Annotated in this window: 27 protein-coding genes and 1 tRNA gene; 23 read left to right on the top strand and 5 right to left on the bottom strand. The window is 59.6% G+C overall.

The features are described from left to right. Positions 1-137 precede the first annotated feature (137 nt). A complete protein-coding gene (locus ACFQDI_RS11870; RefSeq protein ID WP_377166761.1) occupies positions 138-1,982 on the top strand; it encodes a hypothetical protein in 1,845 nt (614 codons plus the stop codon). Between the two features lie 166 nt (positions 1,983-2,148). Here ACFQDI_RS11870 and ACFQDI_RS11865 read toward each other — a convergent pair. Both ACFQDI_RS11865 and ACFQDI_RS11860 read right to left on the bottom strand, forming a co-directional pair. Then, positions 2,149-2,225 (bottom strand) — tRNA-Asp (locus tag ACFQDI_RS11865). A 76-nt stretch (positions 2,226-2,301) separates the two neighbouring features. Beyond that, positions 2,302-3,210 (bottom strand): hypothetical protein, encoded by a 909-nt coding sequence (locus ACFQDI_RS11860; protein ID WP_377166759.1) that lies wholly within the window; start codon positions 3,208-3,210, stop codon positions 2,302-2,304. Between the two features lie 159 nt (positions 3,211-3,369). Here ACFQDI_RS11860 and ACFQDI_RS11855 point away from each other — a divergent pair, with 159 nt between their 5' ends. Genes ACFQDI_RS11855 through rpmF form a run of 5 tightly spaced genes read left to right on the top strand, consistent with a single transcriptional unit; the run spans position 3,370 to position 5,754 of the window. After that, the gene (locus tag ACFQDI_RS11855; RefSeq protein WP_377166757.1) at positions 3,370-4,125 is read left to right on the top strand and encodes a pyridoxine 5'-phosphate synthase; all 756 of its coding nucleotides are present in this window, start codon (positions 3,370-3,372) and stop codon (positions 4,123-4,125) included. A 6-nt stretch (positions 4,126-4,131) separates the two neighbouring features. Next, positions 4,132-4,503 carry a holo-ACP synthase gene (acpS, locus tag ACFQDI_RS11850; RefSeq protein WP_377166755.1) on the top strand — a complete coding sequence of 124 codons (372 nt, stop codon included), beginning with the start codon at positions 4,132-4,134 and terminating at the stop codon, positions 4,501-4,503. A 55-nt stretch (positions 4,504-4,558) separates the two neighbouring features. Beyond that, positions 4,559-5,041, top strand: coding sequence for a pantetheine-phosphate adenylyltransferase (coaD, locus tag ACFQDI_RS11845; RefSeq protein WP_377166753.1), 483 nt, complete (start codon positions 4,559-4,561; stop codon positions 5,039-5,041). 20 nt (positions 5,042-5,061) lie between these two features. Further along, positions 5,062-5,541, top strand: coding sequence for a YceD family protein (locus ACFQDI_RS11840; RefSeq protein WP_377166751.1), 480 nt, complete (start codon positions 5,062-5,064; stop codon positions 5,539-5,541). A gap of 24 nt (positions 5,542-5,565) precedes the next feature. Continuing rightward, positions 5,566-5,754, top strand: coding sequence for a 50S ribosomal protein L32 (rpmF, locus tag ACFQDI_RS11835; protein WP_377166749.1), 189 nt, complete (start codon positions 5,566-5,568; stop codon positions 5,752-5,754). A gap of 96 nt (positions 5,755-5,850) precedes the next feature. Here rpmF and ACFQDI_RS11830 read toward each other — a convergent pair whose 3' ends face one another. Both ACFQDI_RS11830 and mnmE read right to left on the bottom strand, forming a co-directional pair. After that, on the bottom strand, positions 5,851-6,735 hold the full coding sequence (locus ACFQDI_RS11830) for a TIM barrel protein (RefSeq protein WP_377166747.1): 885 nt from the start codon (positions 6,733-6,735) through the stop codon (positions 5,851-5,853). Between the two features lie 27 nt (positions 6,736-6,762). Continuing rightward, entirely contained in the window at positions 6,763-8,106 is a 1,344-nt protein-coding gene (gene mnmE, locus ACFQDI_RS11825) for a tRNA uridine-5-carboxymethylaminomethyl(34) synthesis GTPase MnmE (protein ID WP_377166745.1), read from the bottom strand. 175 nt (positions 8,107-8,281) lie between these two features. On the opposite strand from mnmE, the gene ACFQDI_RS11820 reads away from it, so the two are divergent. From ACFQDI_RS11820 to ACFQDI_RS11790, 7 genes are all read left to right on the top strand, one after another. Next, the gene (locus tag ACFQDI_RS11820; protein WP_377166743.1) at positions 8,282-9,727 is read left to right on the top strand and encodes an MraY family glycosyltransferase; all 1,446 of its coding nucleotides are present in this window, start codon (positions 8,282-8,284) and stop codon (positions 9,725-9,727) included. After that, positions 9,724-12,255, top strand: a complete 2,532-nt coding sequence (locus ACFQDI_RS11815; protein ID WP_377166741.1) for an O-antigen ligase family protein — start codon at positions 9,724-9,726, stop codon at positions 12,253-12,255. The genes ACFQDI_RS11820 and ACFQDI_RS11815 overlap by 4 nt, the downstream gene beginning before the upstream one ends. Before the next feature lie 121 nt (positions 12,256-12,376). Beyond that, positions 12,377-12,850 (top strand): GNAT family N-acetyltransferase, encoded by a 474-nt coding sequence (locus ACFQDI_RS11810; RefSeq protein WP_377166739.1) that lies wholly within the window; start codon positions 12,377-12,379, stop codon positions 12,848-12,850. A gap of 13 nt (positions 12,851-12,863) precedes the next feature. Then, complete coding sequence (locus ACFQDI_RS11805) at positions 12,864-13,175, top strand: hypothetical protein (RefSeq protein WP_377166737.1); 312 nt, start codon at positions 12,864-12,866, stop codon at positions 13,173-13,175. Between the two features lie 7 nt (positions 13,176-13,182). After that, positions 13,183-14,811, top strand: a complete 1,629-nt coding sequence (locus ACFQDI_RS11800; RefSeq protein ID WP_377166735.1) for a PrsW family glutamic-type intramembrane protease — start codon at positions 13,183-13,185, stop codon at positions 14,809-14,811. A 45-nt stretch (positions 14,812-14,856) separates the two neighbouring features. Continuing rightward, complete coding sequence (cls, locus tag ACFQDI_RS11795) at positions 14,857-16,302, top strand: cardiolipin synthase (protein WP_377166733.1); 1,446 nt, start codon at positions 14,857-14,859, stop codon at positions 16,300-16,302. 283 nt (positions 16,303-16,585) lie between these two features. Then, positions 16,586-16,963: a rhodanese-like domain-containing protein gene (locus ACFQDI_RS11790; RefSeq protein ID WP_377166731.1), complete on the top strand. Its 378-nt coding sequence runs from the start codon at positions 16,586-16,588 to the stop codon at positions 16,961-16,963. Between the two features lie 76 nt (positions 16,964-17,039). Here the strand turns inward: ACFQDI_RS11790 and ACFQDI_RS11785 are convergent, their stop codons facing one another. Further along, positions 17,040-18,173, bottom strand: a complete 1,134-nt coding sequence (locus tag ACFQDI_RS11785; RefSeq protein ID WP_377166729.1) for an ROK family protein — start codon at positions 18,171-18,173, stop codon at positions 17,040-17,042. A gap of 68 nt (positions 18,174-18,241) precedes the next feature. Between ACFQDI_RS11785 and ACFQDI_RS11780 the strand changes: the two genes are divergently transcribed. The 10 genes from ACFQDI_RS11780 to ACFQDI_RS11735 all read left to right on the top strand — a co-directional run bounded on the left by ACFQDI_RS11780 (position 18,242) and on the right by ACFQDI_RS11735 (position 26,202). Beyond that, a complete protein-coding gene (locus ACFQDI_RS11780) occupies positions 18,242-19,393 on the top strand; it encodes an LLM class flavin-dependent oxidoreductase (RefSeq protein WP_377166727.1) in 1,152 nt (383 codons plus the stop codon). A gap of 5 nt (positions 19,394-19,398) precedes the next feature. After that, positions 19,399-20,445 (top strand): Gfo/Idh/MocA family protein, encoded by a 1,047-nt coding sequence (locus ACFQDI_RS11775; protein WP_377166725.1) that lies wholly within the window; start codon positions 19,399-19,401, stop codon positions 20,443-20,445. 62 nt (positions 20,446-20,507) lie between these two features. Then, the gene (locus tag ACFQDI_RS11770; protein WP_377166723.1) at positions 20,508-21,731 is read left to right on the top strand and encodes an outer membrane protein assembly factor BamB family protein; all 1,224 of its coding nucleotides are present in this window, start codon (positions 20,508-20,510) and stop codon (positions 21,729-21,731) included. 87 nt (positions 21,732-21,818) lie between these two features. Beyond that, positions 21,819-22,442 (top strand): TetR/AcrR family transcriptional regulator, encoded by a 624-nt coding sequence (locus ACFQDI_RS11765; RefSeq protein WP_377166721.1) that lies wholly within the window; start codon positions 21,819-21,821, stop codon positions 22,440-22,442. A 20-nt stretch (positions 22,443-22,462) separates the two neighbouring features. Next, positions 22,463-23,776, top strand: a complete 1,314-nt coding sequence (locus tag ACFQDI_RS11760; protein ID WP_377166719.1) for an RNA polymerase sigma factor — start codon at positions 22,463-22,465, stop codon at positions 23,774-23,776. A 79-nt stretch (positions 23,777-23,855) separates the two neighbouring features. Then, entirely contained in the window at positions 23,856-24,248 is a 393-nt protein-coding gene (locus tag ACFQDI_RS11755; protein WP_377166717.1) for a YciI family protein, read from the top strand. Next, the gene (locus ACFQDI_RS11750) at positions 24,245-24,643 is read left to right on the top strand and encodes a YciI family protein (protein ID WP_377166715.1); all 399 of its coding nucleotides are present in this window, start codon (positions 24,245-24,247) and stop codon (positions 24,641-24,643) included. Before ACFQDI_RS11755 ends, ACFQDI_RS11750 begins: the two co-directional genes overlap by 4 nt. Before the next feature lie 18 nt (positions 24,644-24,661). Further along, positions 24,662-25,144 (top strand): VOC family protein, encoded by a 483-nt coding sequence (locus ACFQDI_RS11745; protein WP_377166713.1) that lies wholly within the window; start codon positions 24,662-24,664, stop codon positions 25,142-25,144. 24 nt (positions 25,145-25,168) lie between these two features. Next, complete coding sequence (locus ACFQDI_RS11740; protein WP_377166711.1) at positions 25,169-25,708, top strand: SRPBCC family protein; 540 nt, start codon at positions 25,169-25,171, stop codon at positions 25,706-25,708. Positions 25,709-25,734: 26 nt separating this feature from the next. Next, positions 25,735-26,202: a GyrI-like domain-containing protein gene (locus tag ACFQDI_RS11735; RefSeq protein ID WP_377166709.1), complete on the top strand. Its 468-nt coding sequence runs from the start codon at positions 25,735-25,737 to the stop codon at positions 26,200-26,202. The last annotated feature ends 6 nt before the right edge of the window (positions 26,203-26,208 follow it).

The raw sequence follows: 26,208 nt of genomic DNA, 5'->3' as shown, positions 1-26,208 counted from the left end.
GCAGGTCTTTTCAACTGAATTCTCTCAGGCGGAAGGAGCGCCACAAACGCCGCTACAGACAATCAGATCACGGAATAAATTTCAACGTGACGGCGCTTCCGGCACACCTACACTACGTATTTCGGCCGCGAACCACCATGCTTTGGAACCAAAACATTGATCCAACCAAGGACCTCACACAAAAGCCCTTCGTTTTGTGGCGGCCTTTCATTGCCCTCTGGGAATGGCTGGTGCCCCCGACAGTGGCTCACCGTGACCGTCAGTCACCGCTGGCGCGGTGGGTGGCCGCCCTGGTGATCGTCATCATCTGCCTTTCCCTCCTTGCCCTTGGCATCGCGTATGCGCGCCCCTTGAAAAACTCCATCAAAAACATGCGCGCGGGCAGCATGGTGAAAGAGGCGCGACAGATGATGGAGAACGGCCAGGGGGTCAATGCGGTGATGAAAGCCCAGGAAGCTTACACCAAAGCTCCGGAAAGTGAGGAGGCCATCAGGCTGAATTTTGAATACTTCACCCTGCTGAAGCGCGACACGGCGCTGTTTTTCTATGACAAACTGAAGAACCTCGACGTCCTAACCCCGGCAGACGAGCTGCTCCATGTGCGCTGCCTCATGAACCTCGGGAAGACCAAGGACGCCTCCCAGGCTCTCGAACAGCTGATGCGGGTGGAGCAGCCCAGCGAGGCCCTGATCAAGCTGGCCGAAGAAGTTTGGGGAGATCGCGAGCAAAACAAGCCCCTGCTCAAGGTACTGCGCAACTACACCCAGGAACATCCGGATGACAAGGAGGCGCTGCTGCGCTTTGCCAAGGTGCAGATGTCCTCTGGAAATCCGATGGAAGTCGGGCTGGGCATGGACTCCCTCTGGAAGCTTGCCTCAGGTGATGATGACATCGGCCTTCAGACTCTGGAATACATGGACAGCCTGACGTCCTTGACCCCAGCAGACACCACCCGCTTGATTGAGCGCCTCAAACAACACCCCAAGGCAGATGACAGGCACTATGTGAGCGCGCTGAAGCGTGAAGTTCAGCAAAATCCCGGTCGCAAAAAGGAAATCGTGATGGAAGCCACGGCGAGGTATCAGGATAAAAAGCGTGACCAACTGCTCCCCTTCATACGCTGGCTGGTGGAAGAGGGAGAATTCCGTCAGCTCCTTTCCGTGCTGCCGGAGGAGGAAGCCAAAGCCCATCAGGGCTTGTTGGAAAATTACCTCAATGCTCTGACCGTGCTGCAGCGCTACGATGACCTCGAACGTCTGGTCAATGACCCCAAGGTCGCTGGTGTGCTCGATCCCACCACCATGGCCATGTTCCGCGCACACCTGGCCTACATCCTGAAAAAGCCCACCGAAGAGCTGCGCACCAAGCTGATCGCGGCCAAAGATGCAGCACAGTTCAACGGACGCTACGCAGCGCTGCTGCAAATCGCCAGGTATGGCGAGGAGCGTGGCCATTTTGACATCGCTGAGGATGCATACCGCCTCGCCATCAAGGCGGCCCAGCGTGCCTCCGCCTCTCCCCGCATCGAGCGCGACGCCTTCACCGGTCTGATCAAAGCCTGCCTGGCCAATCGCAGCACAGAGTCCCTGATACAAGCGGCACAGGAAGCGGTGACCCGCTGGCCGGATGACACGCATTTTGTCGAATCCTATCTATATGTCAGCCTGCTGGCGGGCAAAAACATCGAACTCGCCCTGCGGAATGCCGTTAATTTGCTGAAAATTCAGCCCTCAGACAATCAGCGCAAGCTCACGGTCGCACTTGCCCGCTGGAGGCTGCACGACATCCAACAGGCGGTGCAAAATCTTCAGTACATCGATCTAAACCCCCTCACTGAGGGACAGCGCGCCGTTTTTGCAGCCATTGCCAACAGCGGAGGATTTCACAATGAGGCACTCGGCGTGATCAAGGCCATCAATCCCAAGGCCTCCATGCTCCCCGAAGAGCAACGCTGTTTTGAGAGCGTCCTGGCGAAAAAGTAGGCCTATCTCCAGCCTTTGCTCATTCAGCATCATGCAGAGCGCATGGGCATGCCCTGCTTTAATCAGGCGCAAGCTAATGAATGCATTCTCTCATCAGCTGGCATGCGCATGGCCTCCAAGAAAAAAGGCCGCCTGCATGAATGCAAGGCGGCCTGTATAACCCAACTGGCGGAGCGGACGGGGCTCGAACCCGCGACCTCCAACGTGACAGGCTGGCGTTCTAACCAACTGAACTACCGCTCCTTTGCCGTTTGGGGTCGCGATAGTAAACGCTCAGTGCCGCCTGGCAAACGGAAACTTGTTATTCTTGAAAAAAACATCAGGGCACTTCTTCGCCAGAGCCTGTGTAGTACCAGCCCATGACCTTGCCATTGAGCACCAGCGCCTGCGCTTCTGTTGGTTGCATTCCAAAAACTGTTTTCACATTGCAACCAACCTTCACCGCCCAACCAGGCTTGCCCTGAACCGCCGTGGGCTGTGGATCCTGCCAGCTGGTGACATTCTCAGGTTTGATCTCGGTAATTTGCCCGCGCTTCATGCTGGCGATCAGCAGCGGGTAACCTCCCGCAGAATCGCGCACAGGTTTGCCGCCTGCATCCACCTCACTGCTGGAAGGGCCCACATCCGCTGCCTGAGACTGACTCTGCTGCTTGCTGGCCGCTATGGCCTTGAGCTCTTCAGCTCGGGTAATCTTCCACTTCTCGTAGGATGCGTTGAGCTGCGCCTTCAAGTCCGTGCCATCGATGGGAAGCTGCGCACGCGCCGGAGAGGCCGCAGTAGGAGCGAGAGTGATCACCCCGTTGTCGGCAGACAAAGCATACGCCTTCCCCCCAGCAGCGATCTTGCTCGACCCCACGCTCATCTTGAACATGGCGTCCTGGACAAGCTTTACCTCCCGCGGGAATGCAGATGCGGGAATTTTCAGCCAGTTGCCGGTAAGGGCTTCGATGGTTTCAAATTTCGGTTCCGCCTTCGCCGGAGCGGATTTTGGCTCAGGTGCCTTTTCCGCAGGCTTAGGAGCCTCCACCACCACGGGCTTCACAGGGGCAGGCTTCGTTTCTTGCACAACCGGCTTTTCCTCCTCGGCAGGCTTCACCGCCACCACCTTGGGCTTTGCCGTTGGATTGAGGCTTTTGAAGACAAGCTTCTTTCCGGGCGGTGCCCCGAAATAGTCGTAGGCCAGAAAGGCGCCACCAAGGATAAGGATTGTATAGAATAGGGATTTCATGGGTTTATTTATAGATGAAAGTTCACACCTCTCAGCATGATACACCGATTGAGTACTTCAATTTCTTGGGAATGCAGTTACATTTTTCTGTAAAGTTTGTGTCAAAAGCCGCATAGACCAGACGCTTGCGGCAGGAATCGACCGCGCTAAATAGCACTCATGCCCCAAACCAACCTGCTACTCGGTGTTAACATCGACCATGTCGTGACCTTGCGTCAGGCACGTTACCGCACCATGCCGGAGTCTCCTCAGGCCGAACCCACAGCCCTGGCAGCCGCCCTGGCAGCAGAGGCAGCAGGTGCGGATTCCATCACCGTACACCTGCGTGCTGATCGCCGCCATATCCAGGATGCAGATGTGTTTTTGCTGCGCAAAAACATCGCCACCAAGCTGAATCTGGAGATGGGCAACACGCAGGAAATTTTGAACATCGCACTCCAGGTGCGTCCCGATTTCGTCTGCATGGTGCCTGAAAACCGTGAAGAAGTCACCACGGAGGGAGGACTCGATGTGAACGGTCAGCGCGATGCCCTGCGTCAGACGGTCAAGTCACTCAGCGACAATGGCACCCGTGTCAGCATGTTTATCGATCCCGACCTCGATCAGGTCCGGGCCAGTGCCGAAATCGGAGCGGCCATGATCGAACTCCACACAGGCACCTTTGCCAACCACACCGGAGAAAAGCGAGCCGCCGAGGTGGAGCGCCTGTGTGCCGCCGCAGAGCTGGGGCATGCCTTGGGCCTGCAAATCAATGCCGGGCATGGTCTCACCACCCAAAACCTCCCTTCCCTCTGGCCCGTGCCCCATCTGGCGGAACTCAACATCGGCCACCACCTCATTTCCCGTGCAGTTTTCATCGGCCTGCACGGAGCAGTGCGCGAGATGCTCGCGGTCATGGCAACCTACCGCCATTGATCCTGCATGAAAGCCACCGGCATCGGCATAGACCTCGTGGAAGTGTCCCGCATCCGTGAGATGCTGGAGCGCCATGGTCAGCGCTTCAAGGAGCGCACTTTCACTGCTGGCGAAATAGCTTATTGTGACTCCTGCGCGGAACCCGCCATGAATTATGCCGCCAGATTTGCCGCGAAGGAAGCCGTGGCCAAAGCTCTCGGGACCGGGATCTGGGCGGAAGGGGTGAACTGGACCGACATCGAAGTCCTGCGCGCAGAGAACGGCAAACCCTCCATCCTTCTCCACGGCGCCGCCAGGCAGCATGCCGGTGACGCCACCTGCCTCGTCAGCCTGACTCACACACGTGAAATGGCCATGGCGCAGGTGCTTCTGGCTTGAGCTTTCTCTTTTCAGGCACTCCCCCAGCCGCTACAGTCTGGCTCCATACAACCTCATGCGACGAGCAATTTATCCGGGCAGCTTCGACCCCATCACCAACGGCCATCTCGACGTCTTGCAGCGTGCGGCAGGCATTTTTGACAATCTCATCATCGCCGTCGCCCGCGACAACGCCAAGCAGAGCCTCTTCAGCGTCGAAGAACGGGTCGAGCTCATCCGCAATGCGGCTGCTGAAATCCCAGGCATCGAGGTCATGCCCTTCGACGGCCTTCTGGTCAATTTCGCCCGCAAACACCAGGCCTGCGCCCTGGTCCGCGGCCTGCGCGCGGTGTCTGACTTTGAATTCGAGTTCCAGCTTGCGCTCATGAATCGTAAACTAGAGCCTAACCTTGAGACACTCTTTCTCATGCCCCGCGAAGAATACACCTACATCAGCAGCCGGCTGGTCAAGGAAATCTGCCGCCTCGGAGGCCACATCGAACAGTTCGTCCCGCCGAATGTGGTTTCAGCTCTCCGCAATAAACTTCAGATTAGTTGATTTTTAACCCTTCCCCGACCATGCACCGTCCATTATTCATTGATCTGCGCACCTTGCCGGAAGGCGGCAAAGATATTTCCGGGCAGGAACTCCCGACCTTCTTTGACCTCGACCCCAAAGACAGCATCCAAGCTGTTTCCCCTCTGAAATATGATCTTCACGTGGAGCGTGACGGCGCAGATCTCATTGTCACTGGCCGCCTGGGGGCCACTTTCAGCCTGGAATGCGGCGCCTGCCTGGAACGCTTCGACTACCGGGTGGAACTCGAAAACTACTCCTCCGAGGTCGAGATTGCAAAGGATGACACGATCAACTTGACGGATACCGTACGGGAAGATATTCTGCTCACCCTTCCGAGCTACCCACGCTGCGATGCTGGCAATGTCCATCCTCGTCAGTGTCCCGCCGAAGGCAGGTTTGAACCGGAGTTGGAACCAGCTCCCGACGAGCCTCAAAGTGCGGGTCCGGGTGTGTGGGAAGCTTTGAACAAGTTAAACTAGAACAGACCCCACCTCGATACTCTCATGGCCAATCCGAAGCGCAGACAATCCAAGAGCCGCCAACGCATGCGTCAAGGCGCAAACCGCTGGAAGGCACCCACACTCAAGAGCTGCCCGGAATGCGGCACCAGCGTCCCAGGTCACGTCGCCTGCCCTTCCTGCGGTTACTACCGCGGTCGTCAGGTGATCAGCAAGGTCGCCGGCGAAGGCTGATTCTTCTTTTGATTCATTGATTAACCCCGCCGGGCTGTTCCTCGGCGGGTTTTTTTCGTTTGTTTTATTCAGGCTGACGGCCCGGCCGGCCCCAGATCAAACATCGCAAACCATCGCGGCGTGGCGCAGTGCGAGCACCGGATCGTCCCAGGTGGGGATGAATTCATGCGCCACGAAGTCGTGGTAGCCGATTTCCAGCAGGGCCTGCATCACTGCCGGGTAGTTGATCTCCTGGTGCTCATCGAGCTCACAGCGCCCTGGATTGCCGGCTGTGTGGATATGCCCGATGTAATCTTTGTGCAGACGCAGGCGGCGGATGATGTCGCCGTTCATGATGCTGACGTGGTAGATGTCAAAGAGCAGCTTGAAATTGGGGCTGCCGATCTGCTTGATGAGATCCACACAGAAATCCACGTCGTCGCCAAAATAGCCGGGGTGGCCCTTCATCGGGTGCGAACTGTCGCGTGAATTCAGGTGCTCCAGCACCAGGGTGATGCCTTTTTTCTCCGCATTCGGAAGGACAGCCTTCCAGGTGTCGCGGCAGTTGTTGATCGCCTGCTCCCGGTCCATCCCCTCGAATTTCATGCCTGTGAAGGTAATGACTTTTTTGCAGCCCACATCCGCAGCGGCATCGATGGCGTCATTGAGCTTGGCGATGACTTCGTCACGGAACTTGGGATTGCACGGACCGTTGGCGAAGCCATGTGAGCCGACAAGGGAAATATCGAGGCCGAGAGCCTTCACATCAGGATAGTATTTGCGGTCAATGCCCTCCATCCCCACGAGACCGATGTCTTTGCAGTGCTTTGCCAGCACCATCATGTCCATGGGCTTGAAGCACCAGCCCATGACAGTGTGCTTGATGCCGTGGTTTTTGATCACGTAGGCAGGATCAGCGGCTGCTTTGGCGATAGACTGAGCACTGAGGCGGGACACAGCGGTGGCGGCGAGCGCGGTGGTGAAAAAATGGCGGCGTTTCATGGCAGGTGGAGTCAAACGGAGGGAAACTCACTTTCCTATGCAGAAGGTCGAGAAGATCACGTCCAAGATGCGCTCGACATCGACCTGACCGATGACATCTCCCAAAGCCTGAAGCGCCTCTCGAATCTCGAGGGCGATGAATTCCGGCGCTTCATTGCGCGCGAGCGCCGCCCTGGCTGCCACGAGACGCTCAGCGCAGCGTTCAAAGGCAGCCTTGTGCCGTGCGTTGATCGCGATGGGATGATCTGTGGCGAGCGGCCCTGCAGTGGCAATGACAGCGCGGATGGCATCACGCAGCGCCTCGGTGCCTTCCCCGGTCAGGCATGAAAATGGAATGGCGCCTTGCTCGCCGGCCCAGTCAGCATGGATGCCCAGATCGCTTTTGTTAAGAATGAGAATGCGCCGGCTGACGAGTGCGGGAGGAAGCTGCAGCCGCGCGGCACTGGCACCGAGGCTGCCATCGACGACTTCGATGACGAGATCGGCACGCTCCAGCTCACGCTCAGTGCGCTGAATTCCCACGCGCTCAACGTCATCGTCAGAATCACGCAGACCTGCGGTGTCCACAAGCCGCAGCGGTATGCCATGGACCTGGATGACTTCTTCGATCGTGTCACGGGTCGTTCCCGCCGTAGGACTGACGATGGCACGCTCAAAGCCCAGCAGCACATTGAGCAGACTGCTTTTGCCAACATTCGGGGACCCGGAAATGACTGTCCGTGCGCCATGCCGCAGGATGCGGCCCTGCTCTGAGGTGGCGATGAGTTTTTGAGCACGCCCAAGGACGCCATCCATGCGACGCTTCAAATTCTCCCCTGTCTCAGGCGAGATGTCCTCCTCCGGAAAATCAATGTAAGCCTCGATGTGGGCCAGCACCGGGATGATCTCCTGCTGCATGGCGGCCGCTTCACGCCCGATGACCCCGCCAAGCTGCTCATTGGCTGCGCGAAGAGCCAGGGTGCTTTGGGCATGAATCAAATCCATCACAGCCTCAGCCTGCGTGAGGTCCATCTTGCCGTTCAAAAAGGCACGCTGGGTGAACTCCCCCGGCTCCGCTGCACGCGCCCCGCATGAAAGCCACCGTTCCAGAACACGCTGGGTGACAAGAACACCGCCATGACCGTGGAACTCGATGACATCTTCACCTGTGTAGCTTGCCGGCCCTTTGAAATAGATCATCAGGCCATGATCCAACGCCCCGCCCTCAGCATCAAGAATCTGCACAAGATGCGCCTGCCGAGGCCGGATGTTCGCTGGCAAACGCGCAACGCGGGAGGCTGTTTGCAGCGCCTGCGGACCGGAAATGCGAACCACACTGATCGCAGCCTCTCCCAAGGCGGTGGAAATGGCTGCTATGGTGTCGTTGAGCATGGGCGATGGTGAGGGAGACGCGGCCACAGTTCAAGAAGCGTTCCTGGAAGTTGCAACAAAAGACTTCTTTGATGCTGAAGTCTTGATCCTTGAATCTGCAACGCTTATGCTCGCTGTCTTTCCAACCTGAATTTGCCGTTCACAGATGTTTGTTCCTGCCATCCAAGAAACCGCCATGGGTCCGTGGGCACCCAGGCAGGTGTCATGGCTGGAAATGGCCTGCTATTTTAGCGGAGCCCTCCTGGTGGCCGTCTTCGGGACGCTGTGGATTCTCCGTCGTGGCGGGCAGATCGGGCTGGATGAACCGGACACACGGCGCAAACTGCACGAAAAGCCGATCCCACGGCTTGGCGGTGCCCCTATTTTCCTGGCAGTAGGCCTTGCCTCTTTGGTAGCAGGTTACATTGGCGGACTCGGCTGGACCCGCTGGCTGCCTGTGGCAGTGTGCAACGCCTTGATATTCAGCGTTGGGTTCGTGGATGACCTCAAACCTCTCGGTGCCAAGGTCAAGCTGGTGGGCCAGATCGGCACGGCGTTGATCTTGTACTCCCTGGGGGTTTCAATCGACATTCTTAGCAACCCGTTCGGAGAAGGTGCCTTGTCACTGGGCTGGTGGAGCCTGCCGCTGACCTTGATCTGGCTGGTCAGCATTCCCAATATCGTCAATTTGATCGATGGCATGGATGGGCTGGCTGGCGGATTCGGCCTGTTTCTGAGCCTGACCCTTGCCTTCCTCGGCTATTACAGCCGTCAGCCTGACGTCTTGGTTGTCTCGCTGGCGATGGCAGGCGCACTGGCGGGCTTTCTTATCTTCAACCTTCCGCCCGCCAAAATTTTCCTTGGCGATGGCGGCGCCTATTTAATTGGCTTTTTCATCGCCTCTGTTTCGCTGTTCACCTCGAACAAAGGCTCCATCATCGGCGCGCTGCTCGTGGTCATCATCGCTCTGGGAGTCCCGATTTTGGACACCCTGTTTGCCATCATCCGAAGAGCCATCCGGGGTGTTTCCATCTTCAATGCGGATGCCGAGCACATTCATCATCGGCTGATTCTGCTTGGCTACAGCAAAGGAGGCGCACTGGCCGCGATGTACTGCGTCTGCCTGGCGCTCAGCCTCGTGGGATTGAGCATCTTGATGATCAAGGGCAGCGCGCTGCCAGTGGCGGGTGCCATCTTGTTCCTGCTGGCGCTGGGTGCCGCACGCTACCTGGGATACATCCGCAGCTGGTCCAATTTCCGCAGCCAGATCAACGAAACCATGGAGCGGCGCAGACAGCGGGAATTCTTCAGGGCCTATGGCCGGGTGCTGGATTTTGAGGTCGAGCGCTGCATGGACTTGGAGAGCTTTGCCACCATGTTTCAGCATGGGCTTGAACGCATGGATCTGAGCATGCACGAGAAGGCCGGCTGCAGGCCGGAAGTCCTGGCGCTGGGCGGAGGCAGGAGCTTTACCATCTACCGCCCCCAGGATGGCACAGATCTCGGCGAATGGCACCTCCGGCTCGATGTGCTGCTGCCAGCCCTCGAACGTTGCCTGGAGAAATGGAATGCGCTGCCATCCACCGCAGGCGCTGCAACCAAGGCAACGCCCCCTCATCTTCCGCTCTCAACCACGGCATGAAACAAGATTCCGCTCAGTCTGATGAGTCAACCAATCAGCGTCCGGTGCTTGTCGGGGATGAAACCGAGGCTGCGGAGCTGCCCGAAAGGCCTGATGACTTTCAGGAGGACGACTTTGATGACGACGGCGCCGCAGCCCAGGTGCGCAGCTATGACATTCCTGGACCGGCATGGCAGGGATATCTTTTTGCCGCATTCCCGATTTTTGCCTGCCTGTTTGGTGCCGGGCGCGACACCTGGTCCAAGGGGGTGATCACGCTTTTGATGGCGTTGATCCTGCTTTTCTTCGCCTCAAAGCGGAAGCTGCCCCTGCTGGCGCTATGCGGCCTGCTGGGGGCCACCCTTGCCCCGTTGCTTTCGTTTCTGCCTGCCAATTTTTTGTTTAAACCACCGGCCTGGCAAACCACACTGGTGCAGGACTGGGACATCCATTTGTCCAAAACACTGACCCCTCAGGCCTTTGTAACCCTGGAGGCTTGGCTGCTGTTTGCCACCTGCTGCCTCTGGCTGGCATGGTGCCTGACACGAGGATTTTCAGACAGCCAGCGCCGGGCGATGATGCAAACCCTCACCTTCGGCAGCATCCTGCTTTGCATTCTGTCCATCTTCGAGAGAACAGGAGCCATCAGCATCCCCTGGTGGCCGCGCAACCCCAAGGAATGGGGAGATGGCTTTGGCCCGTTTGCCAACCGCAACCACATCAGCAGCATCGCCGCCATGACATGCGTGCTCTGCGCGGCGACAGGATTTGATGCGCATCGGCGCAAATCCCGTTTGTGGATCCCTTGTTTGCTGGGCTTCATCCCGCCGCTCGTCTGCCTTTTCATGAACAGCTCACGGGCAGGACTGCTCTTGCTGTTTTTTGGCATGACGGCCTGGTTTGGCAGCATTGCCATGCGCCGCGGTTTTTTGCAGAAACTCGCCGTTTCGACATCCCTGGTCTTTATCATCTCCACCTTGCTGGTCATGTCGGGCGGAAACGTTTCCAAGCGGTTATCGGAAGGTGGCATTGCACAGTTTGCATCAGACAACGGCCGTGGCTCCCTCTTTCTGGAATCCCTCAGTATGACCCTGGACGCCCCATGGACGGGGATCGGACTTGGAAATTTTGCCGCCGTTTTCCCTCACTTCTCCCACCTGCCGGCAACGAGATTCCGTTTCCTGCATCCTGAAAGTGATCTGCTCTGGCTGCTGGCTGAGGGCGGGCTGCTGACTGTGCTTCCTGCGCTGCTGCTGCTGTTTTGGATTTTTTCCTCCACCGGTCCTTGGTATGGCAAGAAAAAGAAGCGCAAATCAAGCATGCAGGACCGTCGCCTGCGAAACTCCGCCGCAATCGTCTTCGGCCTCGGCGCCATCCACGGGCTGGGGGATGTGCCCAGCCATGGCCTCGGCTATGCGCTCTTCATGGCTCTGCTGGCAGGCATATCGATCCGGCCACGCAGGCTGCCGGATGCCGCCAGACTGCCTCAAAATGCACTCTTTCGCCTGAGCGGAGCCGCGCTGCTGGCACTTGGTGCGGCTTGGACGGCCATCGCCCTAGGACATCCGGTTTTGCCTGGCACCAGCGCAGCGGAAGCATTGCGCACCCGGGCAGGAAAACTGGCCGACTCCGGCTCGCCTGCCGGCGCGCTGCCACTCATGGACCAAGCCATCGAAATGGCACCGCTGGATTTTCGTTATTATTACGAACGAGCATGCCTGCGTCTCCGGCTCGGGCAGCCGAAGGATCTGGCTTTGCTGGACTTTTCACGCTCCCGATTGCTTGACCCGACCTACTCTGTGACCTGCTTCACCGAAGGCCTCTTCTGGCTCGATTATGACCCGCAGTACGCAGTCGTCGGCTGGCGCGAATTCCTGCGCCGAGATCCCGATTCAGCTCCCGGAGACTACGGCCACTACCGCCAGATGCTCGGCTATTCTTTCCAGCACCCGGAGCTGCGTGAGCCTCTCTGGACGCTGGCCACAACATCGGAGTTGAAATTTGAATTTCTAAGAACCGTGCAGACCCGGGAGGAATTTGACCGGTGCCTCAAAAGCCTTCTCGCCCAGCAGCCTGACCTCAGAGGTCTGGATCCCGCACATCGGGAAACCCTCTTCAGCCTGTGGTATCAGCATGGCAATCAGGAGGCCCTGATCACAGCCCTGGAAGCCAACCGCAAATGGCGCGATGACGGCTGGCGGATACTCTCAGAGCACTACGCCCGCAATTCAGACTTCCAGCGCGCCTGTCAGACTGCCCTCCCCTATCTGCCATCCGTCGTTCGCACCACCCCGGGAACGAGCACGGATGTTGCAGCCCTGGAGCGCGCCCTTCTTTACAATCCGACTGACGTCAGGCGCGCCATCGATCTGTTTCAGGCACAAAAAAGCCAGGGGGATGTAGATGGAGCCCTCAGCACGCTGGAAAAAGCGGCAGCCTACCCCAACGCCCCGGCGTACATCCGCCAGGAAATCGCCACCTTGTATATGATGAAGCAGGACTTTCGCCGTGCCTGGGAGAACCTGCGGGAGGCCATGCAAAAGCCTTAGGTCGCAGCCGATTGTGTCGGAACTGTTGAATCAGCAGCATGCCGCGGCGGAAGGCACCACATCACGGACTCGCTGCATCGAACGAATTGCCTTTGTCCTCCAGCCCGTTATTCTGTGAGCCATGCCCGCCTCTGAAATTGAACCCCACATTGAACCGGCAACCATCGAAGACCTGCCTCAGCTGGTGGAGCTCCTTCTTGCCTTGTTCAGTGAAGAAGAGGATTTCAAACCGGACCGCTCCAAACAGGAGCACGGCCTGCGCCTCATTCTGGAGCAGCCAAACCGTGGCCGCATCTTTGTGCTGCGCACGGAGCACAAGGTCATCGGCATGATCAACCTTCTGTTCACCATCAGCACGGCAGAGGGCGGACTGGTGCTCATCATGGAGGATGTCATTGTGCATCCGCAGCACCGCCGCCAGGGCTATGGCGGGCGCCTGCTCAATCATGCCATTGAGTTCGCCAGAGAGAAGCACTTCCGTCGTATCACCCTGCTCACAGACCGTATCAGCGCAGACTCTCAGTCCTTCTTTCAGCAACACGGCTTCCAGTTTTCCAAGATGATCCCGATGCGCCTCGTTTTTAACGAAACCTAAAGACGCTCACAACATGCACACGCTGCTTGCCTTCCTCCCCCGGCCCGAAGGCGATACCGCCAAAGTGTCACGGCAGTGGGCGGAAGCCTCCGACTGGTTTGTGCTTTTCACACTCGGGACGCTGTTTTTTCTTCTGGGGGCATTTGCCATGTGGGCTTGGCTGATCTGGCGGCGCACCACCAAGCCGGAGCCACACGTCAAACTGCTCATGGAGCTCGAAGAAGAATCCGAAGCGAATGCCCGCAAAACCACCTTGGATGAGGAGCCGGAAAGCAGAGCCCCTTGGGAAAAGGCTCCAGACTGGTGGCAAAGAACGGATCCATGATTCAGCCATGAACGAGTTGCGTTCATCGTTTCACGGATGGCGTGCACGCACGCATCATCTCACCCGGAACCGTCGCTTTCTGCTGCGCACGGCCGCCAGCATCGTCTCCGTGGGAATGATCATCGCCTGTGTGATCGTCATCGGCAACACCCCGCGCGGAGCACCTGCACAGAGCCAGGCCGCAGCCTCCGCCTTGAGCCGGCTGCATGAGGAGTTCAATCGCCTGCGCCGTGAAGACACCCCGCAGCCACGTCAGCTGGCCCTGTGGCTGCGCATGCTTCTGGCACAGCTGCCTCAGCTGACAGAAAAGTCTGAGTCGAAGCTGTTTCAGTCCTTTGTCCAAACAGGAAAAATAGGAGCCTATGAGGTGGCGCAGCTCATCCACCAACACGCCACCACAGATGCCCCCGCAGGCTTGTTCAGGAGCTTTCTTGCCGCAGCTCTGGCGGGAGATGCGGCCTCCTTGCAGCAGCTCGATCAAGATGCCCGTGCCAAGCCCCCTGCCATGCTCGCAGCAGAGCTGCTGGGCAGCGTGCAAAAACGCAACAACAACATCTCGGCCGCCATGCAGGCCTTCTATGCGGAAGGCCTGCATTTTGCCGACGCCTCCACCTCTCGTGAGGAGGCACTGCGGCTGGCCGTCACCCAGCGGGATCTCAAGCTCCTGCGTGCGATTTCCACGCAGCCTGGCTGGATCGAGCATTGCCCCCCGCTGCTCCAGCACCATGCTGGCTCACTGCTTGGCGATGTCTGGATGCAGTGGCTGGGCCTGGTGCGCCACCGCTTCAATGAGCTCCCCTTCGGCATGCTCGGCCTCGCGCTCTTCGCAGCAGCCCTTTGGTATTTCATTCTGGTGCAGCATAGCGACCACGAGAGCTGGCGCTGGGCACGGCCATTCGTCGCCATCATGGCTGGTGTGGCCAGCGTATGGCCCACGCTCACGATTCTGGCCTATCAGGAGTTCTTTCAGGGCATGACATCTGCAGCACCTTTTCCACACGATTTGATCTACTATGTAGTGGGCGTGGGATTGCGCGAGGAAGGCTGCAAGCTGCTCCTGTTTTCTTTGTTCCTGCCCTGGCTGCTGTGGCGGCGGACACCGGGACTCGCACTGCTCACAGGCGCATTTGTCGGGCTGGGGTTTTCGCTGGAGGAAAACATCGGCTACTATCAGAACTTTGGCGGCAGCATCGCATGGACACGCTTCCTCTCAGCCAATTTTCTGCATGTTTCCCTCACGGGCATTTGCGCACACAGCCTCTACAGCATGCTCCTGACCCGCTTTGCCCGTGCAGACCAGTTTATCATCACTTTCATGCTGACGGTGGCTGCTCACGGAGCCTATGATTATCTTTCTCCTGGCAGGCTCGATGACAATGGCTGGCTGTCCGTCATCGTGCTCATACTTTGCGCTGCACGCTTCATAGACCTCCTCGGGGAGGAAACAAGGCCAGTGCATCTCACCATCGCCCCCCGGGCGGTCTTCACCTTTGGGTCAGCCATTTTGATCGCCATCTCCCTCATCATCGGGGCATGGAGCACCCATACCATGGCAGGCGTCGCCAAAGCCGGCAGCGAATGCCTCAGCATGGTGCCGATCGCCCTGCTTTACTGGCGGAAGTTTGAGAATGCATGATTGGGTTGTGCTTTGCACTTCGCCCCGGTTCGCGCATGCTGCACCATGTCTTGGTTCGAACACAATTTCTGGACGCTGGTGCTGGCGGTTGCGTCGGTCTTTGGCTCGGTCATTGCGCTGCTGCACCTGCTGTTGCGGCACCATGACTACCGTTCCGCTGCCTTTTGGACGGCGCTTGTGGTCTTCACCCCCCTGATCGGGCCGCTGTTGTACCTTTTTCTTGGTATCAATATTCTGCGTCGCAGCGGCCGGCGCTACCGCAGCGGAATGAACGAACCATGGCGCGACCCGGTGCCGGAACATCCCCTGCCCGTCACGGACACTGAAAGCTGTGCTATGCAGGAGCACCAGCAGCTCGCACGCACGCTGGACCGCATATCCAGGTTCAGCCACACCCTGGGAAACCACTTCGACATCCTGCATAACGGTGACGAAGCGATGCCCCGCATGCTGGAAGCCATCCGTGATGCGAAGCAGAGCATCTCCCTGGCCAGCTACATCTTTGAGGCCACAGGCATCGGGGCTGAATTCGTGACCGAGCTCTCCAAGGCGGTGAAGCGCGGAGTGCAGGTGAGGGTCATGGTGGACGACGCAGGCACCCGCTACTCCTGGCCGCCGGTGGTGGAGGCTCTGACGCAGGCAGGTGTGACCGCACGCCGTTTCATGCCCAACCACCTGATTCTTCGCCTGATCACGATGAACCTCCGCAATCACCGCAAAATCCTGGTGGTGGACGGCCGGAAAGCCTTTACCGGCGGGATGAACATCCGCGAAGGAAACATGGTCGCACGTTCACCCGCACATCCCGTGCATGACCTTCACTTTGAAGTCACCGGTCCCTGCGTGGCACAGATCCAGAGGGTGTTTGCCGAAGACTGGGCCTTTTGCACTGGCGAGGGGTTGGAAGGCCCTCTCTGGTTTCCGAAACTTGCCGCCACCGGAAGCACCACCGCCATCGGCATCGTCGATGGCCCTGACGAAGACCTGGAGGTGATGCCTGCGGCGTTTTTTGCGGCCCTCAATGCGGCCCGGGAAGAGGTGAAGATCATCACCCCTTACTTTTTGCCCAACGGCGTGCTCATGGCAGCGCTGCGGCTCTGTGCCATTCGCGGGGTCAAGGTCAGCATCCTGACCCCGGCAGAGAACAACATCCCGTTTGTAGGGTGGGCTGCCCGCACCTTGTATCCAGATTTGCTGGCGGTGGGCTGCCGCATCTACGAGTCGCCCCCGCCCTTCGACCACTCAAAATTATTCATTATCGATGGTGTTTGGTCTTTTGTCGGATCCACAAACTGGGATCCCCGCAGCCTGCGCCTGAACTTTGAATTTAACCTCGCCTGTCACGATGCAGAGCTGTGCCAGCGGCTCGCTGAGGAAATGGACGCCAAGCTGGCCTCCAGCCGTGAAATCACGCGGGAAGTTCTGGAAAACACCCCTGTGGGGCAGCGCTTGCGCAACGGCTTTGCGCGCTTGTTCATTCCAGCACTGTAAGAAGTTTTGAATCTTTTGGCTAAACCAGCCGTATTTAGGAACGTTGTAAATTCCTGCCAGCCATGATGCCCCAAGGGTCTCCATCATTCATTCTCCGCCCCGGCCGCTGCCACGGAGGCATGAACCCGTTTTTTTTCGGGAATAAGGACGCACGCTTGTGCATCTCATCTGAACTCATGCTGGCTCTATGCCCGCACACCTAAACTCTTTGCCCCGGCAGACGGGGCCACTGCCGCGCACAGTCCAAAGCGCTCAACTTAACTCAAACCATCCTAACTCAATCATGAAGAAACTCATCGCCCTCGTCTTCGCCCTTGTCGCCACCGCCGGTTTCGCCGCCGAGTTCCCGGACATCAGCATCGCCGATCTCAAGAAGGCCATCGCAGAAAAGAAGGTCACCGTTATCGACGTGAATGGAGCTGCCTCCTACAAGGCAGGCCATGTGCCAACCGCGATTGACTTCGCCACCCAGGGTTCCAACCTTGCCAGCGTCCTGCCGGCTGACAAGAATTCCCTCGTCGTTGCCTACTGCGGCGGCCCTGCCTGCAGCGCTTACAAAGCCGCAGCCAATGCAGCGAACCAGCTTGGCTACACCAATGTGAAGCACCTCTCCGCTGGCATCTCCGGCTGGAAGGCCGCCAAAGAAACCTTGGAAAAGTAACTTTCCACAGGCTCCCTCACGCCGGGTGTGCGGACATCAGTCCTGCCACCCGGTTTTTTGTGGTCTCAGCCTGCCATCAGGCCGGCGCCCATGCTTCCATGGCCAGGCTCGCCGCCCCCAGGGCACCGGCATTGTCGCCCAGCGCCGAAGGCACCACCTTCAGCCCGGAATCTCTCAGGACTGGCATCAGTGCGTACGCTGAATGCGTGATCGCATTGCAGAAACGCTCCCCCAGAACCGTCAGAGGGCCATGCAGGATGAACACCCCCGTATCTACGACCAGATGGAGCAGGCCGATCACGCGTGCATAGTCCGTGCATACGGCATCCCATTCCGGCCCTGGCAACTCAGCCAGTGCAGCAAGACCTGAACGCAAATCTCCCGGCAGGGCAGTCCGGTCACCCACGCCAGCCAACCGCCTCCATGTCGCAGGAGCACTTAGCGCGTGGTGCAGTTCCTTGCCTCCGCCGGCTGGATTCATCAGCGGCCATAGCCAGCGGCCCAGCTCTCCTGCCGCATGATGAGCCCCCTCGATGAGCTTGCCGTCCTGGACCATGGCAACTCCGAAACCGCTGCGAGGCCCGAGGATGACATAATTGTTCAATTCGTGCCCCATGCCAAACCAGCGCTCCGCCAGGGCGATTGCGCGCAGATTGTTCTGCAAAATGACCGGCACCTTGAGCCGGGAACCGATCTTCTCGACCAGCGGAACCTGATTCCAATCTGGAATGAACGCATAATACAGGCCCACGCCGGCATGAGCATCCACCAGTCCAGGCACCCCCAGCCCCACAGACAGCAAGGGCCCTTGCATCGTCGTCGCCAGTTTTGAGACGCAGTTGAGTATCGACTTGATCACATGGTCTGACATCACATCTGCAGGCAGAGGCATCTCCACAGTCGCTTTCAAGCCGCCGGAAAAATCAACCCCGACGACCTGAATGCGCTGGGCATTGAATTCCACGCCCGCAAACCAGCCCGCCTCCGCCTGGGTGCTCAAGATGCGCCGAGGACGCCCCATGGGCCCCTGATTCAAGCCGGACTCGCTGAGATATTTCTCGGCAATCAAATGATCCACATACAGCCCGGTGGTTGAAGGTGAAATTCCGAGCACCTTGGCCAAAGTGGTGCGCGAGGTTGCACGACCGCTGCGAATCTGCAGAACTGCAGCACCGAGCGTTTCGCGTTGAACAATTGGGTTTTTTCGCATTCGAATAAAAAGCCGGTTGATCTCTTCCTGTCCAGCAGGATCAGTGTGTTGACTTCAACATTCTTCTCATGAGTGAATTACCCATCCGCACCAGTGATCGCAAGTGTGAAGTCGCTTGGTTTTCGGCCCTTTGCTCAGACGATTACGAATTTCTCGGCATTCCGGACGGGGCCATCCGCTCCAGCTACGAGCATTGCGGCGACATTGTGAAAAAGGCGGATGCGCTGGGCTACCAGAATATTTTGCTACCCTCCGGCTGGGTCGCCGGGCAGGACGCACTGGCCTTTGCCGCCGCCATGGCCCCGCAGACAGCACAGATCAACCAGCTGGTAGCCCTGCGCATGGGTGAGGTCTGGCCACCCATGCTGGCGCGCGCGCTGGCCACGGTGGACCACATTGCCAAAGGGCGGCTCTGCATCAACATCATCTCCTCTGACATGCCGGGCATCAGGGAGAGCAACGAAGTGCGCTACGCCCGGGCCAGCGAGATCATCCAGATCCTACAGGGACTGTGGCGTACTGACGGCCCCTTTGAGTGGAAGGGGGAGTTTTACAACATCAGCCTGCCAAGCACTGAGCCTGCCAAGCCCTACCAGCAAAACGGGGGGCCCCTGCTCTACTTTGGCGGCATCTCCCCGGCGGCACAGGATCTCTGCGCCAAACACTGCGACGTCTTCCTCATGTGGCCGGAGACGGAGGACAGCATCGCCGAGACGATGCGTGTGATGTCTGAAAAGGCCGCATCCTACGGGCGCAAAATCGACTTCGGCTTCCGCACGCATGTGATCGTTCGCGAGACCGAAGCGGAAGCACGAGCTGCAGCGGACAGGCTTATCTCCAAGCTGGATGCCGCCAAAGGGGCCGAGATCAAAGCCCGCTCCCAGGACAGCCAGAGCGCGGGGGTGAAAAGGCAGGACGAGCTGCGTGCGCAGAGCAAAGACCTTTACATTGAGCCTCACCTTTGGAGCGGCATCGGCCTGGCCCGCAGCGGCTGTGCCAGCGCCATCGTGGGAGACCCGGACCAGGTGCTCGCCAAACTGAACCGCTACATGGACATGGGCATGCGCGCCTTTGTGCTCAGCGGCTACCCGCATCTGGATGAGTGCGACCTCTTTGCCAAGCATGTGCTGCCCCGGCTGCCGTCCTGCCGTCTGAATGAACTGCAGGGCCGCCGCGTTCCAGATCCTGTCACACCGCTCACCACCGCACCCCGCCATTGATTGATATGCCAGCACCTGTTCGTTTCGCACTCGCCGGTTTCGGCGCCTGGGGCAAATTTCATGCTCAATCCATCGCTGGCAATCCTGAAGCACGGCTGGTGGCCATCTCCGCGCCTTCGGAGGCCTCGCGCGAAGAAGCGCGCAGGCTTTACCCGGACGCGCTGATTTTTGCCGACAGCCTCGAGATGATCGCGAAGGCGGAGTTTGATATCATCGACATCGCCACGCCGAGCCACACCCACCGCGAAATTGCGCTCGCGGCCATGGCCAGGAAGAAGCACGTGCTGCTGGAAAAGCCCATGGCCATCACGCTCGATGACTGCAAGGCCATCGTGGCCGGAGCACGGGATCACGGCGTGCATCTGGCTGTAGGCCATGAGCTGCGTCTTTCCAGCCAGTGGGGCCACATCAAAGAGATCATCGACGCCGGCACCATCGGCACGCCACAGTACGTCCTGGTCGAGCTCTCGCGCAAACCCTACCGCCTGGGCGCAAGCGGCTGGCGCTACGATCAGAGCCGCGTAGGCAGCTGGGTGCTGGAGGAGCCGATCCACTTCTTTGATCTGGCGCGCTGGTACCTGGAAGGCAGCGGCGACCCCGTGGAACTGCATGCGTATGCAAACTCCCGCGATCCACAGCGGCCGACGCTTTATGACAACTTCAGCGCCATGTTCAAATACGCCAATGGCAGCTACGCCGTGGTGTCACAAACACTGGCGGCCTTTGAGCATCATCAAACCGTGAAAGTCAGCGGCACCAAGGGCGCGCTGTGGGCCTCCTGGAGCGGCGCGCTGGACCGCACACTGGAGCCCGAGTATTTCCTCAAGGTGTTTGATGGCGAAAAACTCGAAAACGTGAAGCTCGCCAAGCACAGCGGCGAAGTCTTTGAGCTGCGCGAGGAAATAGCCCAATGCATCAACATGGTGCGCAGCAACAAGAAGCCCATCGCCACCGGCCTCGACGGCCTCTGGAGCGCAGGCCTTTGCCTCGTCGCCGAAGAATCCATCCGTCAGGGCAGGCCGCTGCCAGTCGGCGAGATGCTGAAGTTCTGAGACGCGCAAATCGCGCACATTTTGACAGTGCCCCCGCTTTCATAGCGTAGTGCAGGGCTTCCATGAAAATCCACGCCCTGCTGCTTGCCACCGCGCTCATCACCCCTTCCCTCTTTGCCGGCGACTGGCCGGCCTGGCGGGGCCCCACAATGGATGGCCATGCCGCAGCGGGGCAAAAGCTGCCGCTGAAATGGAGCGAAGGCGAAAAGGTGCTGTGGAAGGCCGAAGTGCGTGGTCGTGGCCATGGCTCGCCAACCATCGTGGCTGATCACGTCTATCTGGCCACGGCTGACATGGAGACTGAGGAGCAGCTCGTGCTCTGCCATGACCGCAAGACCGGCAAAAAGCTCTGGGAAGCCGTGGTGCACCGCGGCAATCTCAACACCAAGGGGCACAAGATCTCCTCGCAGGCCTCCTCGGATGTGGTGAGCGATGGCGAGCGCCTGTTCGTGAACTTTCTCAACAACGGCGCCATTTTCACCACCGCGCTGGACTTCTCCGGCAAGCAGCTCTGGCAGCGCCGTGTGTGCGACTTTCAGGTGCATCAGGGCTTTGGCTCCTCGCCGGTCATTTACCAGTCCATCGTACTCGTCTCGGCAGACCATCGCGGCGGCGGCAAAATGACCGGCCTCAACAAGCTCACAGGCGAGATCGTGTGGCAGCAGAACCGCCCGCCGGTGGCCAACTACGCATCTCCGGCTGTGGTGCAGGCAGCGGGCAAAACGCAAGCTGTGCTGGCAGGCTGCAACAAAGTGGAAAGCTTTGACCCGCTCACCGGCAAAAAGCTCTGGAGCATCGACGGCAGCACGGAGGAAACCGTGGTCACAGCAGTCACCGATGGCAGCCGCATCTTCCTTGGCGGTGGTTATCCCAAGAACCACACCATGGCCGTGGAGGCAGACGGCTCCGGCAAGATCGCGTGGGAAAACGTCACTCGCACCTATGTGCCGTCCATGATCGTGAAGAACGGCCATGTCTTTGCCGTGGGCGACGGCGGGCGTGCCGTGTGCTGGAAAGCCGCCACAGGCGAAGAGCTGTGGTCGGAGAAAGTGGACCGCGAGTTCTACGGATCTCCCGTCATGGCCGACTCGCGCATCTATGTGACCAGCAAAGGCGGAGTCACCTCCGTGTTTGAAGCCACACCGGAAAAGTTCACCCTGCTTTCTCAAAACCAGCTGGGAGACGAATCCTTCAGCACGCCCGCCATCTGCGACGGCCGCATCTACCTCCGCTCCGCCAAGACCAGCCCCACGCGGCAGGAGTATCTGTGGTGCGTAGGTGACTAAGAGCACAGACCAGGCTCAGGACAGGCCCGGAGAAAACAAAAAAAGTTTGCCCGTAATCCCTGCCCCGTTACATACCGACCGGTCTGTATGTCTAAGAAAGCCACCAGCATCAAGCGTGACCCTGCCGCAACCCGGCAGCGGCTGATCGACGCCACGGTGCGGCTCATGCTGCGGCATGGGTTTGCAGGCACCTCGGTGGACATGATCTGCCAGGAGGCGGGCATGACCAAAGGCGGGTTTTTTCACCACTTTGAAAACAAGGAGGCGCTGGCCATCGCTGCGGTGGAATGGTGGGGACGCATGGGCACCGCGCTGTATGCAGAGGCATGGAAGGACAGGACGCTCGATCCCCTCAAGCAGCTGCACAGCATGCTGGACATCATGGCAGGCTTTGCCAAACGGCCGGGAGAGCACTGCGCGTGCATGGTGGGCATGATGTCCCAGGAGATGGCCGCCACCAGCCCCGCCCTGCGGGCCGCGTGTGAAAAGGAGCTGAACCTCTGGACCTCCAACACGGCCAAAATGCTGGCCGCTGCGAAGAGGAAGCACAATCCGGGGGCGAAGTTTGACCCCGTGCAGGTGGCCTGGTTTCTCAACAGCCTATGGCAGGGCTCCATGCTCGTGGGCAAGACCTCCCGCTCCCAGGAATTGATTCGTCACAACCTCAAACAGGCCCGAACTTATGTGGACGGCCTCTTTGCCAAGATCTGACACCACTCCCAAGACTCTGCATGAACGAACCGGCACCATCCACCGAACTCAATGGTAAAGACACCTGCGCGCAGCTGGCCACGGAGCACTTCTTCCGGCACGAGTCGGCGCGCCTGGTGGCCACCCTGGCCGGGCAGTTTGGCGCGCAGCGGCTCCAATGGGTGGAGGACGTGGTGCAGGAGGCGCTGGTGCGTGCGCTGCAGACCTGGCCCTACCGCGGGGTGCCTGACAACCCGGCCGCATGGCTCACGCAGACCGCGCGCCATCTGGCTCTGGACCAGCTGCGCCGCGAGCAGCGCTGGGACGAGCGCGAAGAGGGCATCTCCGCAGAGCAGGCACGCTGGATGGCCGTGCCAGTGGAGGAGCCCTCGTGGGATGACTCCCATCTGCGCGACGACACCCTGCGTCTGATGTTTGTATGCTGCCACCCGCAGCTCTCCACAGAGGCGCAGATCGCGCTGGCGCTGCGCACGCTGTGCGGTCTGAGCCCGGCGGAGATCGCGGCGGCATTTGTCACCACGGAGGCCGCCATCTCCAAGAGGCTGGTGCGTGCACGCGCGCGCATCCGTGAGCTGGAGCTGCCCTTTGAGCTGCCGGAAGCACCCGAGCTGCCGCAGCGGCTGGATGCCGTCCTCGCCACCCTCTACCTTCTCTTTAATGAAGGCTACAAGGCCAGCAGCGGCGAGCATCTGGTGCGTGCAGATCTCTGCCATGAGGCCATCCGTCTAGCCGATCTGCTGGCCACCCACCCAGCCACCGATCTGCCACAGTGCCACGCTCTGCTGGCGCTCATGCTGCTGAGCGCCGCGCGCCTGCCCGCACGCACGGACTCTGCAGGAGACATCCTCCGCCTGCATGAGCAAAACCGCAGCCTTTGGGACCAGGGCCTCATCCAGCGCGGCATTCACCACCTGCAGCTCTCGGCATGCGGAGACACTCTCACAGAGTACCACCTGGAGGCGGGCATCGCAGCATGCCACAGCACCGCTGCAAACCACAAAGACACAGACTGGCCGCGCATTCTCTTGCTGTATGACCAGCTGGTGCAGCTCACCGCCTCCCCCGTGGTGGCGCTGAACCGTGCCATCGCCGTGGGGCGTGTGCATGGCGCGCAGCCCGGGCTGGACGCACTGGCCGCCATCAAGGGGCTTGACACCTACCTTTCACTGCACGCCGCACGCGGCGCCTTTGCAGCTGAGCTGGGGCAGCACCAGACCGCCGCCACCCACTACTGCCGCGCGCTGGCGCTCTCATCCCTGCCGTCCGAGCGCCGCTTTTTTGAAAGCCGGATCGCCGACTGTGAAGCCGCAGCCTCCGATTTTGACACAAAATAAAAAAAACTTTTGTCCCGCTGTCCTTTTCCGTCCCGCCCGTTCGTCGTCCCTTTGAAGCCACCTCATTTCCTCCCTTCCCATGAACGCCGAAGCCCCCCTGAATGACTACCTTGTGATCTCGCGCGGCCACTGGGACAGGGACAAGTCCAAGGAGCAGATCGACGCGGCCATCACCGATTTCTACGCATGGCTGTACGCCCACATCGACGCAGGCCGCATGCGCGCAGGCAGCCGCCTCAGCACTGAGGGAGCCTCCGTTTCCAAAGCAGGTGTCATGACCGACGGCCCCTTCGGCGAGGCTAAGGAAGTAGTGGGCGGCTACTGGTTTGTCAGCGCCCCCAGCCTGCAGGAGGCCGCCGAGCTGCTCTCCCACAGCCCGACACTGCTCTGCGGCATTCACTACGAGGTGCGCCCGCTGGAGTCCCAGCGCTGCACCGCCTCAGATCTCACCAACGAAACTCCTCCCCGATGAATCCCCAAAACCCCACTGACGAATACCTCCTCCTCATTCGCGGCACCCACTGGAACCACGGCATGTCCCCCTCCGAGCTGCAGCAGGTGATGACCGACTTTTACGCCTGGGTGGACCGCCTGGGAAAAACCGGCATCCACCGTGGCGCGCAGCCGCTGATGGAAGAGGGCAGGATTGTCTCCGGCCCAAAGGGCACCAGCGTGACCGACGGTGTCTTTGCCGAATCCAAGGAGGCCATTGCCGGGTACTTCCGCATCGCCGTAGGCAGCATGGACGAGGCGGTGCGCATCGCTCAGGAATGCCCGATTTTGCAATACGGCGCCAGCATCGAGGTACGCCCCATCGCCGATCTCTGCCGCCCCATGGCGGAGGTGAAGGCCGCCAGCCAGGAATGATCTCAACCCACCACCACCATGAGCACCCCCGACCACAGCTACCCCGCCTTCAGCCCCTACATCACCGTGCAGGATGCCGCCAAGGCCATCTCCTTTTACCAGGAGGCCTTTGGCGCCACCGAGCGCTTCCGCCTCGTGGACGCCGCCACCGGAAAGATTGGCCATGCCGAACTCAATCTGAATGGCGGCCTCCTCATGCTCTCCGACGAAAATCCCGCCTGGAACAAGTCACCGCAGACACTGGGCGGCACGCCGGTGAAGTTTTCCCTCATGGTGGAAAATGCAGACGCCGCCATAGCCAAAGCGGCAGCGGCGGGAGCCACGGTGCAGATGCCAGCAACAGACATGTTTTACGGCTTCCGCAGCGGCTGTGTGTGCGATCCCTCCGGCCACATCTGGATGCTGCAGCACGAGATCGAAAAAGTCTCCCCTGAGGAGATGCAGAAGCGCTGGAACTCCATGACGGAGAAGTGCCCGGCCTCCAAGGACTCAGACAAGTAACACCACCCACCCAACGCGCACCCTATGATCAAAAAAATCATCCTCGGCCTCGTGGCCGTCATCGCCCTCATCTGCATCGCCGCCTCGTTTCAGTCGGACGACATGACGGTGACTCGCAGCGCCACCACCACAGCGGCGCCGGCCACGGTGTTTAAAATCGTGAACGACTTCCGCCAGTGGGATGCGTGGTCTCCCTGGTCCAAGCTGGACCCCGCCATGAAGAAGACACTGGAAGGCCCGCCCGAAGGCGTGGGTGCGGTTTATCGCTGGAACGGCAACAACGAAGTGGGCGAAGGCAGCACCACGCTCGTCGAAAGCAGGCCGGGAGAAAAAGTCGCCATGAAGCTGGAGTTCGTGCGCCCTTTTGCAGGCACGAGCGATGTGCAGTTCACCTTTGTCCCGGAAGGCACCGGCACCAAGATCACCTGGGCCATGCAGAGCAAGAAGCCCTTCATCGGCAAAATCATGGGCATGTTCATGGACTGCGAGAAGATGTGCGGAGACCAGTTCCTGGAAGGTCTGGCCAATCTGAAAAAGCTGGCCGAGACAGCACCGAAAGCCTGAGCCACCCCATCCCCCCATGCCCAGCCATGCTTGACGACATTTCAGCGCCCATCTCCACCACCGCGCAGCCTGCGGTGGTGATCCACATCACCGTGCCGCGAGATGAGATCCAACAGGTGATGGGCCCAGCCATCCACGAGGTGATCGGCACGGCCAGCACGCAGGGCATTGGCCCCAATGGGCCGGTGTTTGCACACCACTTTGGCATGACACCCGGCATCTTTAATTTTGAAGTGGGCGTGCCCATCTCTGGCGAGCTGCAGCCAGCAGGTCGGGTCAAGGCGGGCGAGATCCCCGCCGCAACCATCATCCGCACCGTGTACACCGGCCCGTACGAGGGGCTGGGTCAGGCATGGGGAGACTTTCAGGACCTCATCGAGGCGCGGGGCCACACGCTGGGCCCCAGCCTCTGGGAGCGCTACCTCTCAGGCCCCGAGGCCAGCGATGATCCCGCCACCTTCCGCACCGAGCTGAATCAAACGATTCAGGACTGAACCAAT

The organism is Prosthecobacter fluviatilis, from assembly GCF_042655725.1.
Lineage (GTDB): Bacteria > Verrucomicrobiota > Verrucomicrobiia > Verrucomicrobiales > Verrucomicrobiaceae > Prosthecobacter > Prosthecobacter fluviatilis.
This window is presented reverse-complemented; position numbering and strand designations above follow the sequence as displayed.

What these genes read in the sequence shown, in the direction of transcription:
- ACFQDI_RS11870 (WP_377166761.1), top strand. Translation starts at nt 138, where the DNA reads ATGCTTTGGAACCAAAACATTGATCCAACCAAGGACCTCACACAAAAG.
- ACFQDI_RS11860 (WP_377166759.1), bottom strand. Translation starts at nt 3,210, where the DNA reads ATGAAATCCCTATTCTATACAATCCTTATCCTTGGTGGCGCCTTTCTG.
- ACFQDI_RS11855 (WP_377166757.1), top strand. Translation starts at nt 3,370, where the DNA reads ATGCCCCAAACCAACCTGCTACTCGGTGTTAACATCGACCATGTCGTG.
- acpS (WP_377166755.1), top strand. Translation starts at nt 4,132, where the DNA reads ATGAAAGCCACCGGCATCGGCATAGACCTCGTGGAAGTGTCCCGCATC.
- coaD (WP_377166753.1), top strand. Translation starts at nt 4,559, where the DNA reads ATGCGACGAGCAATTTATCCGGGCAGCTTCGACCCCATCACCAACGGC.
- ACFQDI_RS11840 (WP_377166751.1), top strand. Translation starts at nt 5,062, where the DNA reads ATGCACCGTCCATTATTCATTGATCTGCGCACCTTGCCGGAAGGCGGC.
- rpmF (WP_377166749.1), top strand. Translation starts at nt 5,566, where the DNA reads ATGGCCAATCCGAAGCGCAGACAATCCAAGAGCCGCCAACGCATGCGT.
- ACFQDI_RS11830 (WP_377166747.1), bottom strand. Translation starts at nt 6,735, where the DNA reads ATGAAACGCCGCCATTTTTTCACCACCGCGCTCGCCGCCACCGCTGTG.
- mnmE (WP_377166745.1), bottom strand. Translation starts at nt 8,106, where the DNA reads ATGCTCAACGACACCATAGCAGCCATTTCCACCGCCTTGGGAGAGGCT.
- ACFQDI_RS11820 (WP_377166743.1), top strand. Translation starts at nt 8,282, where the DNA reads ATGGGTCCGTGGGCACCCAGGCAGGTGTCATGGCTGGAAATGGCCTGC.
- ACFQDI_RS11815 (WP_377166741.1), top strand. Translation starts at nt 9,724, where the DNA reads ATGAAACAAGATTCCGCTCAGTCTGATGAGTCAACCAATCAGCGTCCG.
- ACFQDI_RS11810 (WP_377166739.1), top strand. Translation starts at nt 12,377, where the DNA reads ATGCCCGCCTCTGAAATTGAACCCCACATTGAACCGGCAACCATCGAA.
- ACFQDI_RS11805 (WP_377166737.1), top strand. Translation starts at nt 12,864, where the DNA reads ATGCACACGCTGCTTGCCTTCCTCCCCCGGCCCGAAGGCGATACCGCC.
- ACFQDI_RS11800 (WP_377166735.1), top strand. Translation starts at nt 13,183, where the DNA reads ATGAACGAGTTGCGTTCATCGTTTCACGGATGGCGTGCACGCACGCAT.
- cls (WP_377166733.1), top strand. Translation starts at nt 14,857, where the DNA reads ATGTCTTGGTTCGAACACAATTTCTGGACGCTGGTGCTGGCGGTTGCG.
- ACFQDI_RS11790 (WP_377166731.1), top strand. Translation starts at nt 16,586, where the DNA reads ATGAAGAAACTCATCGCCCTCGTCTTCGCCCTTGTCGCCACCGCCGGT.
- ACFQDI_RS11785 (WP_377166729.1), bottom strand. Translation starts at nt 18,173, where the DNA reads ATGCGAAAAAACCCAATTGTTCAACGCGAAACGCTCGGTGCTGCAGTT.
- ACFQDI_RS11780 (WP_377166727.1), top strand. Translation starts at nt 18,242, where the DNA reads ATGAGTGAATTACCCATCCGCACCAGTGATCGCAAGTGTGAAGTCGCT.
- ACFQDI_RS11775 (WP_377166725.1), top strand. Translation starts at nt 19,399, where the DNA reads ATGCCAGCACCTGTTCGTTTCGCACTCGCCGGTTTCGGCGCCTGGGGC.
- ACFQDI_RS11770 (WP_377166723.1), top strand. Translation starts at nt 20,508, where the DNA reads ATGAAAATCCACGCCCTGCTGCTTGCCACCGCGCTCATCACCCCTTCC.
- ACFQDI_RS11765 (WP_377166721.1), top strand. Translation starts at nt 21,819, where the DNA reads ATGTCTAAGAAAGCCACCAGCATCAAGCGTGACCCTGCCGCAACCCGG.
- ACFQDI_RS11760 (WP_377166719.1), top strand. Translation starts at nt 22,463, where the DNA reads ATGAACGAACCGGCACCATCCACCGAACTCAATGGTAAAGACACCTGC.
- ACFQDI_RS11755 (WP_377166717.1), top strand. Translation starts at nt 23,856, where the DNA reads ATGAACGCCGAAGCCCCCCTGAATGACTACCTTGTGATCTCGCGCGGC.
- ACFQDI_RS11750 (WP_377166715.1), top strand. Translation starts at nt 24,245, where the DNA reads ATGAATCCCCAAAACCCCACTGACGAATACCTCCTCCTCATTCGCGGC.
- ACFQDI_RS11745 (WP_377166713.1), top strand. Translation starts at nt 24,662, where the DNA reads ATGAGCACCCCCGACCACAGCTACCCCGCCTTCAGCCCCTACATCACC.
- ACFQDI_RS11740 (WP_377166711.1), top strand. Translation starts at nt 25,169, where the DNA reads ATGATCAAAAAAATCATCCTCGGCCTCGTGGCCGTCATCGCCCTCATC.
- ACFQDI_RS11735 (WP_377166709.1), top strand. Translation starts at nt 25,735, where the DNA reads ATGCTTGACGACATTTCAGCGCCCATCTCCACCACCGCGCAGCCTGCG.